19 protein-coding genes are annotated in these 18,765 nt (G+C 40.4%); 13 read left to right on the forward strand and 6 right to left on the reverse strand.

From position 1 onward, the window contains the following. Window positions 1–106: 106 nt before the first annotated feature. Complete coding sequence (locus I2F31_RS08775; protein WP_195773782.1) at window positions 107–1,189, reverse strand: helix-turn-helix domain-containing protein; 1,083 nt, start codon at window positions 1,187–1,189, stop codon at window positions 107–109. A gap of 427 nt (window positions 1,190–1,616) precedes the next feature. Between I2F31_RS08775 and I2F31_RS08780 the strand changes: the two genes are divergently transcribed. Together I2F31_RS08780 and I2F31_RS08785 are read left to right on the forward strand one after the other, a co-directional pair. Then, window positions 1,617–1,805 carry a hypothetical protein gene (locus I2F31_RS08780; protein WP_195773784.1) on the forward strand — a complete coding sequence of 63 codons (189 nt, stop codon included), beginning with the start codon at window positions 1,617–1,619 and terminating at the stop codon, window positions 1,803–1,805. An 18-nt stretch (window positions 1,806–1,823) separates the two neighbouring features. Next, window positions 1,824–2,681, forward strand: coding sequence for a hypothetical protein (locus I2F31_RS08785; RefSeq protein ID WP_195768598.1), 858 nt, complete (start codon window positions 1,824–1,826; stop codon window positions 2,679–2,681). 102 nt (window positions 2,682–2,783) lie between these two features. Here I2F31_RS08785 and I2F31_RS08790 read toward each other — a convergent pair whose 3' ends face one another. Then, window positions 2,784–3,695 carry a YifB family Mg chelatase-like AAA ATPase gene (locus I2F31_RS08790; RefSeq protein WP_195768597.1) on the reverse strand — a complete coding sequence of 304 codons (912 nt, stop codon included), beginning with the start codon at window positions 3,693–3,695 and terminating at the stop codon, window positions 2,784–2,786. Window positions 3,696–4,091: 396 nt separating this feature from the next. Here I2F31_RS08790 and glnK point away from each other — a divergent pair, with 396 nt between their 5' ends. The 6 genes from glnK (at window position 4,092) to I2F31_RS08820 (ending at window position 9,534) form a co-directional block, all read left to right on the forward strand. Beyond that, entirely contained in the window at window positions 4,092–4,430 is a 339-nt protein-coding gene (gene glnK, locus I2F31_RS08795) for a P-II family nitrogen regulator (RefSeq protein WP_195768596.1), read from the forward strand. Between the two features lie 59 nt (window positions 4,431–4,489). Beyond that, window positions 4,490–5,875, forward strand: coding sequence for an ammonium transporter (locus I2F31_RS08800; RefSeq protein WP_195768595.1), 1,386 nt, complete (start codon window positions 4,490–4,492; stop codon window positions 5,873–5,875). 123 nt (window positions 5,876–5,998) lie between these two features. Further along, window positions 5,999–6,469: a transcriptional regulator NrdR gene (gene nrdR / locus I2F31_RS08805; protein ID WP_195768594.1), complete on the forward strand. Its 471-nt coding sequence runs from the start codon at window positions 5,999–6,001 to the stop codon at window positions 6,467–6,469. Next, complete coding sequence (gene ribD / locus I2F31_RS08810) at window positions 6,466–7,557, forward strand: bifunctional diaminohydroxyphosphoribosylaminopyrimidine deaminase/5-amino-6-(5-phosphoribosylamino)uracil reductase RibD (RefSeq protein WP_195768593.1); 1,092 nt, start codon at window positions 6,466–6,468, stop codon at window positions 7,555–7,557. The genes nrdR and ribD overlap by 4 nt, the downstream gene beginning before the upstream one ends. After that, window positions 7,554–8,858 carry a DNA adenine methylase gene (locus tag I2F31_RS08815; RefSeq protein WP_195768592.1) on the forward strand — a complete coding sequence of 435 codons (1,305 nt, stop codon included), beginning with the start codon at window positions 7,554–7,556 and terminating at the stop codon, window positions 8,856–8,858. The genes ribD and I2F31_RS08815 overlap by 4 nt, the downstream gene beginning before the upstream one ends. Window positions 8,859–8,874: 16 nt before the next feature. Continuing rightward, window positions 8,875–9,534: a riboflavin synthase gene (locus I2F31_RS08820; RefSeq protein ID WP_195768591.1), complete on the forward strand. Its 660-nt coding sequence runs from the start codon at window positions 8,875–8,877 to the stop codon at window positions 9,532–9,534. A gap of 4 nt (window positions 9,535–9,538) precedes the next feature. On the opposite strand, the gene I2F31_RS08825 is transcribed toward I2F31_RS08820, so the two are convergent. From I2F31_RS08825 to I2F31_RS08835, 3 genes are read right to left on the reverse strand one after another with little or no spacing between them, the layout of a single operon-like run. Further along, window positions 9,539–10,144 carry a hypothetical protein gene (locus tag I2F31_RS08825; RefSeq protein WP_195768590.1) on the reverse strand — a complete coding sequence of 202 codons (606 nt, stop codon included), beginning with the start codon at window positions 10,142–10,144 and terminating at the stop codon, window positions 9,539–9,541. A gap of 32 nt (window positions 10,145–10,176) precedes the next feature. Further along, window positions 10,177–10,581 carry a DNA polymerase III subunit chi gene (locus I2F31_RS08830; protein ID WP_213014844.1) on the reverse strand — a complete coding sequence of 135 codons (405 nt, stop codon included), beginning with the start codon at window positions 10,579–10,581 and terminating at the stop codon, window positions 10,177–10,179. A gap of 2 nt (window positions 10,582–10,583) precedes the next feature. Further along, the gene (locus tag I2F31_RS08835) at window positions 10,584–12,014 is read right to left on the reverse strand and encodes a leucyl aminopeptidase (RefSeq protein ID WP_195768589.1); all 1,431 of its coding nucleotides are present in this window, start codon (window positions 12,012–12,014) and stop codon (window positions 10,584–10,586) included. 348 nt (window positions 12,015–12,362) lie between these two features. Between I2F31_RS08835 and I2F31_RS08840 the strand changes: the two genes are divergently transcribed. Next, window positions 12,363–13,712 (forward strand): uracil-xanthine permease family protein, encoded by a 1,350-nt coding sequence (locus tag I2F31_RS08840; protein ID WP_195768588.1) that lies wholly within the window; start codon window positions 12,363–12,365, stop codon window positions 13,710–13,712. Continuing rightward, the gene (locus tag I2F31_RS08845; protein WP_195768587.1) at window positions 13,709–14,338 is read left to right on the forward strand and encodes a cysteine hydrolase family protein; all 630 of its coding nucleotides are present in this window, start codon (window positions 13,709–13,711) and stop codon (window positions 14,336–14,338) included. The genes I2F31_RS08840 and I2F31_RS08845 overlap by 4 nt, the downstream gene beginning before the upstream one ends. A gap of 64 nt (window positions 14,339–14,402) precedes the next feature. Here I2F31_RS08845 and I2F31_RS08850 read toward each other — a convergent pair whose 3' ends face one another. Then, entirely contained in the window at window positions 14,403–14,672 is a 270-nt protein-coding gene (locus tag I2F31_RS08850; protein ID WP_195768586.1) for a DUF2798 domain-containing protein, read from the reverse strand. Window positions 14,673–14,925: 253 nt separating this feature from the next. Here I2F31_RS08850 and lptF point away from each other — a divergent pair, with 253 nt between their 5' ends. From lptF to gpmI, 3 genes are all read left to right on the forward strand, one after another. Continuing rightward, on the forward strand, window positions 14,926–16,017 hold the full coding sequence (gene lptF, locus I2F31_RS08855; RefSeq protein WP_195768585.1) for an LPS export ABC transporter permease LptF: 1,092 nt from the start codon (window positions 14,926–14,928) through the stop codon (window positions 16,015–16,017). A 9-nt stretch (window positions 16,018–16,026) separates the two neighbouring features. Further along, window positions 16,027–17,097, forward strand: coding sequence for an LPS export ABC transporter permease LptG (gene lptG, locus I2F31_RS08860; RefSeq protein WP_195768584.1), 1,071 nt, complete (start codon window positions 16,027–16,029; stop codon window positions 17,095–17,097). Window positions 17,098–17,206: 109 nt separating this feature from the next. Then, window positions 17,207–18,754, forward strand: coding sequence for a 2,3-bisphosphoglycerate-independent phosphoglycerate mutase (gene gpmI, locus I2F31_RS08865; RefSeq protein WP_195768583.1), 1,548 nt, complete (start codon window positions 17,207–17,209; stop codon window positions 18,752–18,754). Window positions 18,755–18,765: the final 11 nt, after the last annotated feature.

An 18,765-nucleotide genomic window follows, 5' to 3' on the forward strand; every position in this document is an offset into this window, starting at 1 on the left:
TGACAGCCAGATCTAACATGAGGTATGCGTAGGGCTTAGAGCCATATGCCTTTCCTGTGTGAAAATCTATCAAGCCGACTCTACCCAATAGAGTCGGCTTTTTAATTTATGAAACCATCTCGATAGTCTCCATTGAATCAAGTTCAAAATAATATAGTTTTTTAAAGTCATCTTCATATAAGTCAAATAATTGAGATAACTCACTAATGACAGATGTTGATGTTTTTTTTGCGTCTATTGCGTAGTCAAAGAGCATTGAAGCTACTCTATATGTCGCTTCTCGATCCAATTCATTTGGTTCAACTTTACGATAACCACGCATAGCCATTTGCCGCCATAAATTGGCACTTTGACTTGAAGTTATAGTTCCTAACTCTGACGCCCTATAGATTAAGGCCGCCATTGAGGTTTTCCATTCCTTTTTAAGTCTTAGATAATGAGCTAAATTGGTTGAACCTAATTGATCAATAATTTTTTCTTCTGGCATTAAGAATTCGGCAGCAAAATCATTTGCTTCTTTTTCCATGAACTCAGATGGTTCTTCATGGAGGACCAAATGCCCAAGCTCATGTGCTAATGTGAAGCGTATTCTATCATTTGGCTGGTTTGCATTTAGAAATACGCATGGAGACACGCCATGCATTTTTAAGGATACGCCATCAACATTGTTATCTTTAAAGTCGCATAAAAAGACTAAAACCCCTGCATCTTCCACAGTGGCAGTTAGGGTTTCAAGAGGTTCATTTCCTAACGCCCACAATGATCTAAGCTTTTTAGCCGCTTCTTGAGGAGTGTTTACATCTAGGCCAATTTTAAAAGTTGGTAAGGAATTTTTTCTTTTTGGCACATTTGTGAACAATTCTAATGTTTGTACATGGCCCATTTTTAACATCATTTCAGCATTCATGCGGCTCAATGCTTTAGCTGTGGTAGAGCTTTTTTTTCTATATGCATGCAAACTAATTGGTAGTGCATTTAGCTTTTCAATATGTTCGAAAAATCGTATAGGGAAATGTAGGGCATTGGATAGATTTTGGATAACTTCATCGGAGGGTTTTAAGTCCCCACTTTCAATTTTAGATAATGAAGCCTGGGTAATAGACTGTCCCATTACAGCAATTAGTTCAGTTTGACTAAGACCACGAAAGTTTCGTGCAATACTAAGCATGTCAGGATTGAAATGAGTCATATTCACCTCCAAGATCATTGACTTACAGATCAAGTTAATCGAATGATAACTGAACAAAAAAGCATATGCAAATTTTTCTTCAAATTATTCCTAAAATGTTTCGTTTTTATCTAATCTTGCTTTATGTAGTAGTGGTTTTTTATTCAGGCACAATATATAGTGTTTTTGATTTTACATTTTATTTGAATTTTTTAAATTTACTTGAAATCTTATATCAAAATTTGAGCATGAGAATATTATGGCAAAGATAGAAAATGATCAGTGTTCTTGTGAGAGGTAGCTTAACTTTTGAGTATTTAGAAAAGGCTACTTTATTAAATCTTTGATCATTTTTGGGGATGTTAAAGTGATTTATTCTTATAAAAATCAGGTTTAAGGGCGATTGGGTTTTTTTGGTAAGTTAATTTTGATTATTTGAGGCGAGATAATGACTGAAGATGCGAAATGTAAGATTCTAGATATTCTGTTGGAAAAGTGGAAGAAAATTTTACTTGGGCGTTATCTTGGCTGTGAAGAGTTAATTGAATTAGCACTTAAAAATCTTGAAGCATTAACAGAACGCTTTTATGGTTATGAACTTAATGATACCCAATTCGACACGGCTATTTTATTATAACAACAATATCATCAAAGATTGGGTGAATTAATTGTTGCTGACCGTCTTTTAAGAGATGGATTTGAATTGAGTAGTAAAGATTTCGGACCTGATTTCAAAGCTACAAAAAACGGGAAAACAGTTTGGTTTGAAGTTGTTACTCCGAATCCAAATTATGAAATGGTTCAAATCTTGGAAGATGTGCAAGGACGGTTATTTCCAAAACATGAAGCTAATTGTCGAGAGAATTCTTTAGCATTGCTGAAAATGACAGGGGTTATAGAAACTAAGGCTAATATTATAAAAGGTTATATTGAGAATAAAATTATTCCTGAAGATGAGCCAGTTGTAATTGTTGTAAATGACTCATTGTTTTATCCACTAGATGTCTATATGGTTGGGGTAACTGAAGAGGTACAAAAAGGGTCAAGTGGCTTACCACTTGTTATAGAAGCTTTATTAGGTTTAGACAGGCCTTATTGGCAGCCTCCAGAATCCCCAACTGAGCCTTATCAACTTAAATGGAATACAAGAACTGATGTATTTAAAGATAATGGCAGCCCTGTATCAATAGATAGATTTCAATCGGACGAATATAAACATATATCTGGTGTGTTTGTAATGACTGCACGAGAAGATTACGGAATTAGCCTTTCTGTATATGGTGATGAAAAAAATGTAGGCTTATTGGTTAAGAACTTAAATAGTAATAATATTCTGCCAGATGGCCTACTTAAGACACGCACTTATGATAGTAATGAATTGCGTAAGTTAATAGATCCAACTATGCGTAAGCCAATAACTAGTTTAGTTACCCGCACTTTACATGGGCAGTATTTCTTCATGGTTCAGCATCTGAACAAACTTTCCCAAGAACATGTAATAGAGGAATCGTAGTAGAAAATAAATTTAATGAAAAATACAAATACAAAAGATATGGCTGAAGTTTTTTAAAAGTTAGGAATAGATTTGACTATTTTGAAGCAATTTACTCTTCTTTTAGGTGTTATTAACTTTTTTAATTTTGTCGCACAGTTCTTTGTAATGTCGCATAGTTCTTTGGAAATGACAGCCACCACCCACCAAAGCGACTGCCGAGCAGGTATGATGCGGTGACCTGAATGGGCGTGTGCCTAAAAGATATTTTTGGTCTGCAATTGAATAGATGTTTGCCACTTCTAGCATGTGCTGATGTTCTAGTTTTGGTAAAATTCCTGCCAAACAAGAAGATAAAAGGGTTTTTCCTGTGCCAGGTGGCCCTCTAAAAAGTAAAGAATGACCGCCAGCTGCTGCAATTTCAAGCGCTCTTTTTGCTGCACATTGCCCTTTTACATCGGCAAGGTCTGATGTACGTTTGTAATGTTGTAGTGTAGTGTCTGCTTGCCCTTGTGTAAGTGGCTTTAGCTTTAAAAAGTGATCGCAAACAGCATTTAATGTTAGGGCTGTGAACCATTTTAAGCGGCTGAGTTGTTGAATATGTTGCTGGTTTTCTATAGGTAAAATTAAAGCACGTTGATCTTGTTCACATGCCATAGCAATGGTCAGTATGCTACGAACAGAGCGTAAACGTCCATCGAGGGCTAATTCTCCAACAAACTCATAATCATTGGCATGTAAGGATGGAATTTGCCCAGAAGCCATTAAAATGCCAATCGCAATGGGTAAGTCTAAACGAGTACCTTCTTTGGGTAAGTCAGCAGGAGCTAAATTAATGGTCATTCGTTTGCTTGGAAAGGTGAAACCACTATTAATAATTGCAGAGCGTACGCGGTCTTTACTTTCACGTACTGCAGTTTCAGGTAACCCAACAATGGTGAGAGAGGGAAGACCCTGACTAATATGGACTTCAACTTCAATACATGGTGCAGATAATCCACAAATACTACGAGTATATATTTTAGAAAATGACATTTTTATTCCACTTCAGTGCCTTTTTGTGACGCATTAAATTGAAATGTTAAGTTTTGGTGCGAAATATATGCACTATTATTGTGCTATCAATAGCATGAACACTGAAAAAACATTGAACAATTTTATATACCATATCTTACTTTAAGAAAAAGTAATTTATTGGAGCGGAGTCTCGATGGGTAGATCATTTGTTATTGCATTAAAAAAGATCAGAAATAAGCAAACGGTGAAGAGATACTTACACAGACTGATTAAATTATATTAATATAAAGTGAATAATTTCAATATTAAAGCATGACATTTAAGCAAAACTAAAAAGATTATAAGGTATTATTGGCACGAAATTTGAACATAAAACCATGTAATAACTAAGCAATCAGGCGAAGGAAATAAAATATGAAGCTCGTAACTGCCATTGTAAAACCATTTAAGTTAGACGATGTCCGTGAAGCCCTTTCGGAAATTGGGGTTCAAGGGATTACCGTTACAGAAGTCAAAGGCTTTGGTCGTCAAAAAGGGCATACTGAACTGTACCGTGGTGCAGAGTATGTGGTTGATTTTCTTCCTAAGGTTAAAATTGAAATTGCAATTAGTAGCGAGATGTTAGACAGCGTTATCGAGTCAATCACGCGTGTTGCAAGTACTGGTAAAATCGGTGATGGTAAAATTTTCGTCACTAGTCTTGAACAGGTCATTCGTATTCGTACGGGTGAAACAGGGCCAGATGCTGTATAGCTTGGCATAAACATTGCTAACAGCTGAGTAACTTGCAAAACATACAGCTTGGGGGAGTCATGAAAAAGATAATAATGGCACTAGGTTTAGCCAGTGCATTGTTCGGTGGTAGTGTAGCATGGGCGGAAGACGCCAGCTCTGTTGCTCAAACATCTACATCGGTCAGCACAAGCACAGCGACTGCACCTGCGACAACAACTGCAACAGTTGCACCTGCAGCAACGCCAGCTACACCTGCAACACCAAAACTTGACACAGGTGATACTGCTTGGGTACTCATTTCAACAGCACTGGTGCTGATGATGACAATTCCTGGGCTTGCATTATTTTACAGTGGTATGGTGCGTAAGAAAAACGTCCTTGCAACCATGGCACATAGCTTAATTGCAACTGCAGTCGTGAGTATTGTATGGGTTGTCATTGGCTATACGCTTGCATTTGATACGGGCAATGCCTTTATTGGTGGTCTAAGTAAAACCATGCTTTCAGGCATTACGTTAGATGCATTACAAGGCACCATTCCTGAAATTCTATTTGTTATTTTCCAAATGACATTTGCGATTATTACTGTTGCAATTATTAGTGGTTCGGTTGCAGAACGTATGAAGTTTGGTTCATTTGTGGCCTTTATTGCGATTTGGGTTGTTGTGGTTTACGCACCAATTACCCACTGGGTATGGGGTGGTGGCTGGTTAGGTGCAGATGGTGCACTTGATTTTGCAGGTGGTACAGTTGTTCACATTAACTCAGGTGTAGCAGGTTTAGTGGCTGCATATGTATTGGGTAAACGTGTTGGTTTAGGCAAAGAATCAATGGCACCGCATAATCTTACACTAACTGTAATTGGTGCAAGTTTACTTTGGGTTGGCTGGTTCGGCTTTAATGGTGGTTCTGCTCTAGGTGCGAATGGTGCTGCAGGCTATGCGTTGGTAACGACACAAGTTGCAGCAGCAGCAGCTGCCATTTCATGGGGTTTAATTGAAAAATTTGTAAGAGGCAAAGCTTCTATTTTAGGTATTGCTTCTGGTGCGGTTGCAGGTCTGGTTGTGATTACACCTGCTGCAGGTTTTGTCACTGTAGGTGGTTCTCTCGTGATGGGTCTGATTGGTGGTGTTGTATGTTTCTGGGGTACAACTGCACTTAAACGTGCATTAAAAGCAGATGATTCACTCGATGCATTTGGTTTACATGCAGTCGGTGGTATTGCGGGTGCAATTCTAACAGGCGTATTTGCAAGCTCATTTATTATGGGTGATAAAGCACCAACAGACCTAATGCATCAGCTTTGGGTACAAGTTGAAGGCGTACTTGCAACCATCGCTTATAGTGCTGTATGTACATTTGTGATCTTAAAAGTGATTGATGTCATGATGGGCTTACGTGTAAGCACAGATGATGAACGTATGGGCTTAGACCTTAGCCAACACGGTGAACGTGTCGAGTAAGAGGTTTAACCACTAAAAATAGCTCCTATATAGGGGCTATTTTTATTTTAAACACAACATTTAGTATCTCTAAGTTTTTTGATACACTAGATGAAACAAAGCTGATTGACAGAAAAAATCATAATGTATTGTCCATTTTGTAATGTTCCAGATAGTAAAGTCATTGACTCACGCCTTGCCGCTGAAGGGAGTCAAATTAGGCGCCGTAGAGAGTGTGCAGGCTGTGGTGAGCGATTTACCACGTTTGAAACCTATGAAGTGGTCATGCCTCGTGTGATTAAATCAAATAAAAAAAATGAACCTTTTGATGAAATGAAGCTGCGAAAATCTTTGATGCATGCTTTACAAAAACGCCCTGTCACACAAGAAAAAATCGAAGCAGTGGTGAATGACATTCAACAAAAAATTCGTAGATTGGGCGAGCGAGATGTCACCTCATTAAAAATTGGTGAGATTGTGATGCAGGCTTTGTTTGTACTAGACCATGTGGCGTATGTGCGTTTTGCATCGGTCTATCAAGATTTCCAAGACGTTGAAGCCTTCCGTAAACATATTGCACAAATGCAACAAATACAAAAGACAGGCAACACATGAGTGAGCATTTTTCGGTACAAGAACAACAATATATGTTAGAGGCGATTACTCTTGCAGGTCAATCACCTTATGCCACCAAACCTAACCCAAATGTAGGGTGTGTGCTTGTTAAAGATGGCAAGATTGTAGGTAGAGGTTTTCACCCAAAAGCAGGTCAACCGCATGCGGAAGTGTTTGCATTGGCTGATGCTGGTGAGCAGGCAAAAGGTGCAACAGCTTATGTAACTTTAGAACCGTGTGCACATTTTGGAAAAACGCCACCCTGTGCATTGGCTTTGGTGAAAGCAGGTGTGAAAAATGTAGTGATTGCAAATTTAGACCCAAATCCACTGGTGGCAGGTAAGGGTATAGATATACTCAAACAGGCGGGTATATCTGTACGTCACGGTCTGTGTGATGCAGAAGCGAAAAAGTTAAATCTGGGTTTTTTAAAAGCCATGGCCATAGGCTCACCGTATGTACGTTTAAAAATTGCCTCTAGCCTAGATGGTCGAACGGCCATGGCATCGGGTGAATCAAAGTGGATTACGGGTGTTGAAGCTCGCCAAGATGTACAGCATTTACGTGCAATTTCTGGGGCGGTTGTAACAGGCATAGATACGGTTTTAGCTGACGACTGTCAGTTAAATGTACGTGAACTGACAGGTGTCGATATAACTAGCATTACACAGCCGAAAAGAGTGGTATTAGATCGACAAGGGCGTTTGCCATTAAATGCCAAAATCTTACAACACCCTGAACAAACCATTGTGATGACGCCTTTTCGTAGCGAACTTGAGGCACTGGGTGTTATACAAATTGAGCCACAACCTTTAAGTTGTTTATTTCAGTTATTAGCTAAACAATATCAAATCTATGATGTTTTAGTAGAAGCAGGGGCAACACTGGCCACCGCATGTTTAGAGCAGGGTTTAGTTGATGAATTCATTCATTACATTGCCCCAACCTTACTTGGGCAAACGGCACGTCCAATGTTTAATGCACAGCTCGATGCGTTGGTATTGCAAAAGCGGTTTAAACTCAACGATATAACAAAAATTGGGCAAGATGTACGCCTGACCATGACACCTGTTACAGGGGGCGTATGAACGTAGAGCAACAACAAACTGTTTACCATAAACGTAAACATGCAGCCCGCACCACAGATGAATATTTGTTTCATCAGCTTGTCCCTTATTTAGGCAATAAACGCCGTTTATTACATTTAATTTTAGAAGCCCTTGAAATGACGGGCACACTCAATACTGATTATAAAAAGAAACGTGCGCCCATCTTTGCCGACTTTTTTGCAGGCAGTGGTGTGGTCTCTCGCTTGGCACGTCAAAATGGTTATCGTGTGATTGCCAACGATTGGGAACCTTATAGCCATGCACTGAATCATGCTGTTTTAGCCAGTACAGAAGCACCTGAATTTAAACAATTGGGTGGGTATCAAAAAGCCATCGACTATTTAAATCGGTTGCCTTTAGCTAAGGGCTGGGTGACGCATAACCTTTGCCCACGTAATGATGAAGAGTATGATCCTGCCAAAGACCGTTTGTTTTTTAAGCGTAGAAATGGCATGCGGATTGATGCAATTCGTCAGCAAATTGCCATTTGGCAGTCTGAAGGTGCCATTGATGATGTAGAAATGAGTGCACTTTTAGCACCACTGTTGTATTCAGCCAGTTTTGTGAGTAATACCAGTGGTGTATTTAAAAGCTTCCATCATGGGTGGGGTGGAAAAACGCAAACGGCTTTAGAGCGTATTGAGTCTTTATTGTGGCTTACGCCAAGTCGCTTTTGTGATAAAGGTGATTTGAAGCAGCCGATGGCAGAAATGTGGTGTGTTGATGCCCAGCATCTTGCCAATCAAATGCGTGACTTTGAAGTGGATGTGGCCTATTTAGATCCACCGTATAATCAGCATGCGTATAGCAGTAACTATCATGTGTTGAACTCACTCACGTTATGGGATCAAGTTGACTTACCATCACCAGATACCAAGGGTTTTAAAAGTGGGATTGACCGTGCATGGCGTAAAGAGCGGCCGAGTCTTTATAATTCATCTAAATACGCCAAAGAAGCCTATGAGAAATTGCTAGAAACAGTAAATGCTCGCTTTATTTTGACCAGTTATTCAACTGATGGCAATATTTCAGCCACAGACTTACTCAAAGCCAATTTGGCGCGTGGTAAAGTAACACTGCTCACTCAAGACGTGCCACGTTATCGGGTGAGTAAACAGCGTCAATCTGAACGGGCACGTGTACTTGAGTTTATTGTAATTACAGACACAAAAGCCAAGTCAGGGCCTCCATTACGCCAACTGTTGGCACAGTTATATCATTATGCTGAACTGGGTGGCGTAGATACCTCAGGGGTCAGCTCACAACTTGCATTGTGGTAATGTTGAAGGAAAATATATGTTTACAGGTATTGTTGAGCAAGTTGGCCGAGTTAAAAGCCTACAAAATATTGCAGGTGATGTACGCATTACCATTCAGACTGACTTAGATTTATCAGACGTACAATTAGGTGATTCTATTGCAACCAATGGCATTTGCTTAACGGTAGTGGCTTGGGGCACAGACTGGTATGCCGCAGATGTATCTGTTGAAAGCTTAAACCGAACCACATTGGCACATTGGCAAATGGGGCAAGTGGTGAATGTAGAAAAAGCCATGCTTCCAACCACCCGTTTTGGTGGCCATATTGTGAGTGGGCATGTAGACGTTGTGGGTGAGATTACTGCTACACGTATTGATGCACGTTCGTTATATTTTGAAGTGACCGCACCTAAAGAGATTGCAAAATACTTAGCTGAAAAAGGCTCAATTACAGTGGATGGTATTAGTTTAACCATTAATCATTTAAATGGCTGTGTTTTAAGTTTAAATTTGATTCCGCATACTGCTGAACGTACCAATATTTCATCTTGGGTCGTGGGTGCAAAAGTCAATTTAGAAGTTGATATTTTGGCACGTTATATTGAACGCTTATTGTTGGGTGACCGTGCAGCGGACAGTACCCCAAGCTCTAATATTAGTATGGAATTTTTAGCCAATAATGGCTTTTTAAGATAGTAAACTATTTGTTTTTGGCATGTGTGGCCTCTGCCATTTGTGCCAATGAGAGTTTAATTTCTTCTTGAGTGGCTTGATGCAAGTTTTGAGTAAACTCATTCACCACTTGCTTGAGTTTATTGGCTAACTCTTCGGCCTCAAGCTCTAACAATATATTCATACTTTCAAGTGCTTGTTGCTCTTTTTTATTGCTTGTTTTAATGGTGCTAATACCTCGGCTTGCTTCGAAAGTTGACTGTTGTAAGAGTTCAGTCTTAAGTTGCTGTAAGCTTTGCATACGCTGTTGTTGCTGTTCATGCTCATGTTCGGTGAGTGCCAGTTGTTGCTCTTTTTCTTGTTGGCGTTGTTGTGCTAAGTTTTGCTCTCTTCTAAGTTGTTCTTGTTGTTTGGCTTTTTCCAAACGCTGTGCTTTTAATTCGGCATAGGTCGCATCAATACATTGTTGAGACTGTTGTTGTGCTTGCTCATTGTGTTGTTGCCACTCATCAAGTTGACTATTGGGCTGTAGTAACTGACAAATACGCTCAAGGTCTGCAATATAGGTTGCACGTACAGCATCTGGGGTATTGAGCCAGCGTGTTGTAAAATTTTCTCCAACGTTTAAAGTCATGTGATTTACTCCCGCTTTAAGCAACAATGTATTTATAGTTTAAATGTTTTGGGGCTGATATTGAATTGTCGGTAGTATTTAAACTTATCTCGTCCAATGATTTTGGCATTTTCGTTATTTTCTATGATTTCAATAATATCGCTGATTTGATCAGGTGCACTGATGGGTTGGTCTGAAAAATTAAACACAATCCATTCATGGCTCGTAGGTAGTTGTGCAGAAATGCAGACTTGGCCACGTTGACATTCAATACCGTGAGTAATAAAACTGGTGGGGTCAAATGACCATAATAAGTCATCCAGTTGTTGCTGTTGTTCGGGGTTTGGACAGTACCACCATAATTTCGAATGGTTTTTAACAATTTTACGTGCCAAACGGCAGGCACTGTGTGCCTGCGGTTCGGTACTCGTTTCAAATAGATAAAAACGAACTTGCATGATTACGCTTTGACACGGTTTGCAATAAACTGTGTAAGCAGTGGTACAGGACGACCTGTTGCCCCTTTATTTGCACCTGACGTCCACGCTGTACCTGCAACATCTAAGTGTGCCCATGTGTAATCACGGGTAAAGCGTTGTAAGAAGCATGCCGCTGTTGTTGCACCTGCACCTACAGGGCCAGTAATGTTGCCCATGTCTGCAAATGGTGAGTCTAGGCCATCTTGGTAGTCATCAATGACTGGCATACGCCATACACGGTCAAACGTTTGTTCGCCCGCTGCATTTATTTCGCTCACCAGTGCATCGTTTGGAGAGAACACACCACTTAAAATTTTACCTAGAGCAACCACACACGCCCCTGTAAGTGTTGCAATATCAATCACTACTTCAGGGTTAAAGCGTTTTACATAGGTCAGCGTGTCACATAGCACTAAACGACCTTCTGCGTCTGTATTTAAAATTTCAACCGTTTGACCGCTCATGGTAGTAACAATATCACCTGGGCGAGTCGCATTGCCTGAAGGCATGTTTTCAGCAGCAGCAATTGCACCAACCACGTGAATTGGTAGACGTGCTTCGCAAAGTGCACGGATCGTACCAAATACAGAGGCAGCACCGCACATATCAAACTTCATTTCGTCCATGCCTGCACCAGGTTTTAACGAAATACCGCCTGTATCAAAAGTCACACCTTTACCGACTAAAACAATTGGTGCTTCTTCACGCTCGGCATTGTATTCAAGTGTAATGAGTTGGCCTGCACGCTCAGAACCTTGGCTGACTGCTAAAAATGCACCCATACCAAGGTCTGCCATTTTTTGTTCGTCAAGCACAGTGACTTTCAATAGGTCAGGGAATTCTGCAGCGAGTGAATGAGCAAGCTCTGCTAAGTATGCTGGAAAGCAAACATTACCTGGTTTGTTGCCAAGATCACGTGCAAAGTTTTGACCTGACTCTAATGCATTGAGAAGTTCAACTTGAGCTGTTGTGAGCGTTGTACCAACAAGATGAATTTCAGTTAAGACTTGTTCGTGTTTTTTTGATTTAAACTCATCAAAGTGGTAGTTGGCTTGAGTCAGGTTTAAGGCAAAAATGTAGTGAAATTGTTCAGGTAAAGCAGACAGATCAACCTCAATTACATCAAACTTTTTTTGTGCAAGTTGAATCACCTGTTGAGCCAGTGTGCTGAGTTGACGAGTATTGAGGGTACTTGCATCACCTAAACCAATTAAAGTTGTGGCAACTGAATAGGTGCTTTGACCAAGTGTTGGTAACACTTCATTGAAGTTAGCCGTAAATTTTGCATGCTGTGTAAGGGTGTCTAGCTGTTCGATGCCTGTTTTTTGAGATGCTTGAGCAAGCTGTGTACAATCAACGAGAGAAAAAAGGGCAGGGCTATTGTTAAGTTGAGGGGACAAGAAAAGTTTCATATGTACTGAACGACCTTTAGTTTATCGATGGTTTGATTAATATCGCTGGCAATTTAAGATGCCATTTTACATATGTACACGCCTAAGTTGAGGAGGTGATGACGATTGGAAAAATGGCAATATTGTACTAAAACCTGAGGCCAATGATATTAACATGAGCGAGTCATAATATATGGCTTATTTCACTTAAGTTTAGCTTAAGCAATGATGAGAAAATAGGTTTTAATGGGTTTATTTGAAAATAAAAAAATCTGAAAATGTCATTTTTCTGTTGATTATCTGTAGTTTTTTTGTACGTGGCATAACTATTGCTTTAAAAATGTACAACATATCTTCTTGGATAGACTTATGACCCAAAGTAATGACATTTTGTCTGTGGGTATTGAAGACAAACTCCCATGGAATCAGACCATTTTATTTGCAGTACAACATCTTCTTGCTTTAACAGGAATTTGGATTTTTCCTGTGATTATTGGTGCATCTTTAAATTTAACGCCTGAACAGACCGGTATGATGGTACAGGCCTGCTTTTTTACCACAGGGATTGTGACACTTTTACAGTCGAGTCGGTTATTACGGTTGCCGATTGTACAAGGGCCAACAGCAGCATTTATGGTTGCGGTATTGGCGTCAGCACATTCTGTAGGGCTTGGAACAACATTTGGTTCAATGATGGTGGCGGCCTTAATTTTTGCTTGCCTTTCTTTACCATTTAAGTCGTTTGGCATAATGGGTAAGCTGAGTCACTTTATTTCTCCTCCAATTGTATTTGGTACATTGTTGGTTATTATTGGCGCACAATTGGCCAGTATTGGTCCGATGGGGTGGTTTAGTACACGTAGTGGTGGAACACTCACAACCAGTTTAATCGCCTCTTTAGTAACAGTTATGACGATTATTGCGTGCATGGTGCTGTTTAAAAACCATCTGATTAAGCGAGGTGCTTTGTTATGGGGCATTGTTGTTGGTGTATTGACTTTTTATGCATTAACTTCATGGCATTTACCCAACTTTAGTCAGGTGAAGGTTTTTAATTTTCCAGATTTTTTTGCATTTGGATTTGGGGTGTCATTTCCTGTTGTATTACTGATGATGCTGGCTTTTTTACAGGCCTCTGCAGAAGCGATGGGAATGTATGGTTTAGTGGCAGGTTGGGGTAAGCAGACCTTAACTACTCAACGAATTAATCGTGGTTTATTTACAGAGTTTTTGGGCTGTGCAGTTGGGGCTGCTGCTGGTGGATTAGGTACAACATCGTATCCTGAAAATGTAGGGATTATTCGAGTATCTAGAGTAGCTAGCCGTTATGTGACATTAACTGCAGGCGGGTTAGCATTGATGTTGGGGCTATTGCCTCAAGTTGGCCTCTTTTTTGCCAGTTTGCCCGAACCTGTGCTTTCAGCAGCATCGTCTATCTTGTTTGGAATTATTGCGATTAGTGGTATTCAAATGCTGGCTAAAGTGCATTGGGATGAATTGAATCTTGCCGTTGCAGCACCTGCATTTATTCTTTCTTTAGGCAGTATGTATTTACCACAAAGTGTGTTGGATGTATTACCTGCAGAGGTGAAGGGTTTGATTGCTCAGCCCATGATGTTGGGAGTGATTTTGCTTATGGTTTTACACGTGGTGATTAATATCTGGATTCGTGAAAAAGTGCAAGCAACAGCACAACATACAGGAGAGCATATCGGATGACAAAAAAAGTCACATGGGATATTAATCCACAGCGAACGGCCCTGATTATTGTAGATATGCAAAAAGTATTTTGTGAGAAGGGGCAAGCATTATATGTTCCAGATACAGCACAGATTATCGGTCATATTCAATCTTTAACTGCTTTGATGCGAAGTAAAAATATGCCTGTTATTTATTTACGTCATGTTGTCCGTGGCGATGGTAGTGATACAGGACGCATGAAAGATTTATATCCAAATGTAGATGAGATTTTGGCAAGAACGGATCCTGCCGTTGAAATTATTGATGAGTTATCTCCTCAAGTTGGCGATATTATTGTCGATAAATTATTTTATAGTGGATTTCATAATACAGACTTAGATGCCATCTTACGCATGAAAGATATAGATACATTAATTGTTTGTGGAACAGTGACCAATGTGTGCTGTGAAACGACGATTCGTGATGGTGTGCATCGCGAGTATAAAATGATTGCAGTGAGTGATGCGAATGCTGCAATGGCTTATCCTGATATGGGCTTTGGTGCAGTGAGTGCTGCAGAGGTACAAAGAATATCATTATCTGCGATGGCTTATGAGTTTGCAGAAGTCACTACGACAGAAAATTTGATCCAACGTATGGCTTAAGCTCAGTTTATTCGTTGAGATCACGTGAGTATCTATGACTAGGACTGATTGAATGTGTATTGAATCAGTCCTGTGAGGTATACATAAAAAAGGTTAAAAAACGCCGTACAAGCGGCAGAAAAATTAAAATACATGGGTAGGCGACGAGCCAAGAGATACCCCATGCTGAAAACCACAGAGAGATAAATGAGCTGAATTGGTCTGCTCGATGCTGTAAGGCAAGGTTAACGCATGAAAGAATGCCACTCATGATTCCAGAGAGAAATAAGGGCATGAGCCAAGAAAGATGTTTGATATGTATTTTCTTGTGACGACAAGGAGCATTGTGTGCCATAGGTCAATAAATTATCTCAAATATTGATTGTATTTTACACAAAAAATAACAAAAAAAGTCATGATTTTTAACATTTATACCCATCATGGCGGATTGCGTTTGACTCGTGATATTCCTTTTTTATCATATGGTGTATGCCATCGTGATTAGATGAGTAACAAACTGACGATTAAAGACTGTGCCATATGCTTTTTTATTCTGTGTATTCAGTTAAACTAGGCGGATATTTGTTTTTCGATCATGGAAAATACTTTTGATTATTCGGCGTTATCTGGTGAAACAGGTTGTGGCAACCACAGTTGTTGTGGTGGCATTGCTCACACTCATTATGATGGGTGCACGACTCATTAAATATTTTGGTGTTGCCGCACAAGGGCGTTTAGACAGTGGGGTGCTCTTTAGTATTATTGGCTATCGCTTACCCGAGTTTCTTACACTGATTATTCCATTGGGCTTTTTTATTGCTTTAATGCTGGTGTTTGGGCGTTTGTATACCGACAATGAAATGGCGGTGTTTAATGGTAGCGGTATTAGTCGCAACCGTTTAGCAGGGTTACTCATACCTATGACAGCATGCCTATTGGCCTTACAAGTGGCACTTATGGGTTGGATTTCTCCTTGGGGGTTACGTCAATTTCAACAGCTCACCAGTGCGCAGGCCATTCGTACAGGGTTTGATTTGGTGCGTCCGAAAGAGTTTGTTTCTTCTGGTCCATACACCATTTATGCCAGTGATTTATCTGAAGACCGAAAGAACTTAAAAGATGTGTTGTTTTACCAACGAGCCCAAGCTGAAAATAAGCCTGATGTTGTTATTTTAGCCCGTGAAGCCAAGCGTGTAGACATTCCCGATAACACTGCCAATGTCGTAGATTTGATAGATGGTCGCCGTTATGAGGTACGGCCAGGTCAAGCACAATATGCACAAGCTGAGTTTAAGAACTATCGTTTACGGATTGAAAATGACCGAGAAGCGGCGGTGTCTGGCGACCAAGTCGAGTCGATGAGTATGGCGAAACTTTGGAAAAAACGCAGTGATACTGTGGTGCAAAGTGAGCTGGGCTGGCGTGTTTTTGGCCCTTTTGTGATTGTGATTGCACTGATGCTTGCCACCATTTTATCTGAGGTGAATCCAAGACAAGGGCGTTACTACCGCTTACTACCGGGTATTTTAATTTTTGCCAGTTTGATTGTGGCACTCATGGCCGTCAAAACACGTATGACCCGTGGTGAACTACAAATGTGGGTATATCCTGCAGTGATTTTATTGTACGGCGTAGTCACATTGGTGTTTATGAAGTCGCCAAACCTAGCCCCTAAAATTAAATCTAAATTGAGCAAGTGAGGTTTATCAATGTTTGCACGTCGTCTTATTGCTAAGCATGTGACAAAAACCACAGCACTTGCCATGTTGGGGGCAACCGCTGTTTTAACCATGCTACAAGTCTTATTTACTTATTTAGCTGAATTGAGTCAGTTAAAGCATGGTTATAATGCCATTCAAGCGTTGCGGTTTGTTGGATGGAATACACCACATTATTTATATCAGATTTTACCTATTTCTGCCCTTATTGGTGCAGTAGTGGGGCTAGGCACATTGGCATCGAACAGTGAGTTAGTGGTCATGCGTTCGGTTGGCGTGAGCCTATGGCGTATTGTTGGCTGGGTTGTTCGATCAGCCATGCTTCTGGTGATTTTATCTTTTGCACTTAGTGAGTGGGTGATTCCCTATAGTAGTGAAAAAGCAGACAACTTAAAAAAATATCAAACAGTGGCTTCACTCGGTGAAGTGAAGGGTTATTGGACACGTGAAGGTCAACGCTTTATTTATATAGACTATGCTAATGCACAAGGAGCTTTAAAGGGTGTACAAGTACTGAACTTTGATGATGAATACCGTTTAAATACGCTGACCAATGCACAAACAGGCCAGTTCGAAAAAGATGGTCATTGGTTATTGGGTGACAGCGATGAAGTAACAATTCAGCAAACGGGCAACGCCGTATTGCAACATTTAAAACAACAAGATTTTGAGTTGGCACTACAGCCGAAATATGTACATATGGTGACCATCGACCCTGAAGACTTATCGCCAAGTCAGTTGGTTTCATTTATTGGTTATCTATCTGAATACAGCCAAGTGCCTAAAACGTATCAATTGGCATTTTGGAAAAAAGTAGCTATGCCATTTTCCTTAATTGCTTTGGTTGTTGTCGCATGCTCATTTATTTTTGGCCCACTTCGCCAACAATCAATGGGTTTTAGATTGGTGATTGCTTTATTTGTTGGTTTAGGTTTTTACTATTTACAAGACTTTTTAGGCTATGCCAGTTTGGTCTATACACCGTCACCTGTATGGTTTGTTTTTGGCCCTGTTGCACTGATTTTACTGATTGGTGGTTACTTATTACACCGCGCGAAATAATGCGTATTTGGGTTGTAAATCTTTGTAGCCTACCACCTTGGTAACATAGTCTATTGGTTAGAAATTAGGTAATATAGATATTTCAAGTAGACAACAAAGAGAATATATAATGACGGACGCTAAGGTTGGCAAGATTCCGCATATCTTGGTCATAATGGATGGTATAGGTCATAGAGAAATAGCTGCTGATAATGCTGTGCTTGCAGCAAAAACGCCAAATCTAGCCCAAATGAAAAAGAACCACCCACATAGTTTGATCTCTGGTTCAGGTGAAGACGTAGGATTACCTGAAGGCCAAATGGGTAACTCAGAAGTTGGGCATATGAACCTTGGTGCGGGGCGTATTTTATATCAGGACTTTACCCGTATTACTAAAGATATTCGCACAGGCGAGTTTGAAAAAAATCCAGTACTTGTAGATGCAGTAGAAAAAGCCAAAGCAACTCAAGGGGCAGTACATATTCTTGGTCTGCTTTCAGCAGGTGGTGTACACGCACATGAAGACCATATTGCTGCCATGTCTGAGCTTGCACTTAAGCGCGGTGCAAAAGTCTATTTGCATGCATTTACAGATGGTCGTGACACGCCACCCAAAAGTGCACAACCCTCATTAGAAAAGCTAGATGCTGTATTTGCTAAATATCCAAACCAAGGGCGTATTGCCACAATGGTTGGTCGTTACTTCGCAATGGATCGTGACAACCGTTGGGATCGTGTAGAACAAGCTTACCGTGTGATTACAGAAGGCGAAGGTTTACGTACCGCAACTTCTGCACAAGATGCTTTAGCTCAAGCCTATGAAGCCGGTGAAACCGATGAGTTCGTGAAAGCGACGCGTATTGGCGATAAAGCCCCTGTACAAGATGGCGATGTTGTCATTTTTATGAACTTCCGTGCAGACCGTGCACGTGAGTTAACCCGTGCGTTTGTAGAAACAGACTTCACAGGTTTTGAGCGTAAAGTACAGCCAAAATTGTCTGAGTTTGTGATGCTGACTCGTTACCAAGCTTCCATTAAAGCTCCCGTTGCTTATATGCCTACAGAGCTACACAACAGCTTAGGTGAGTATGTATCTAGTTTGGGTAAAACACAGTTGCGTATTGCGGAAACTGAAAAATATGCTCATGTGACTTTCTTTTTCAGTGGTGGCCGTGAAGACGAGTATCCAGGTGAACAACGTATTTTGGTGAAATCGCCAAATGTTGCGACTTATGACTTACAGCCTGAAATGAGTGCGTATGAAGTAACAGACAAAGTCATTGAAGCACTTGAGTCTGAAGCGTTTGATTTGATTATTTTAAACTTTGCCAATGGCGACATGGTTGGTCATACAGGCGTATTTGATGCTGCAGTGAAAGCTGTGGAAACAGTAGATACCTGTGTAGGTCGTATTTACGATGTTGTGATGGCGAAAAAAGGCCATATGTTAGTGACAGCTGATCATGGTAACGTAGAGCAAATGCAAGACTACGAAAGTGGTCAAGTGCATACGCAACATACCACTGAGCCAGTACCGTTTATCTATGTTGGTCCAACGCAAGCGACTATTGCAGATGGCGGTATTCTAGCCGACGTTGCTCCAACGCTTTTAGCACTTATGAAGTTACCACAACCTGAAGAAATGAAAGGTCGTAACTTAGTGACACTAACCCCTTAAAAGGAATGTAC

It is taken from the genome of Acinetobacter rathckeae (genome assembly GCF_015627125.1).
Classification (GTDB): Bacteria; Pseudomonadota; Gammaproteobacteria; order Pseudomonadales; family Moraxellaceae; genus Acinetobacter; species Acinetobacter rathckeae.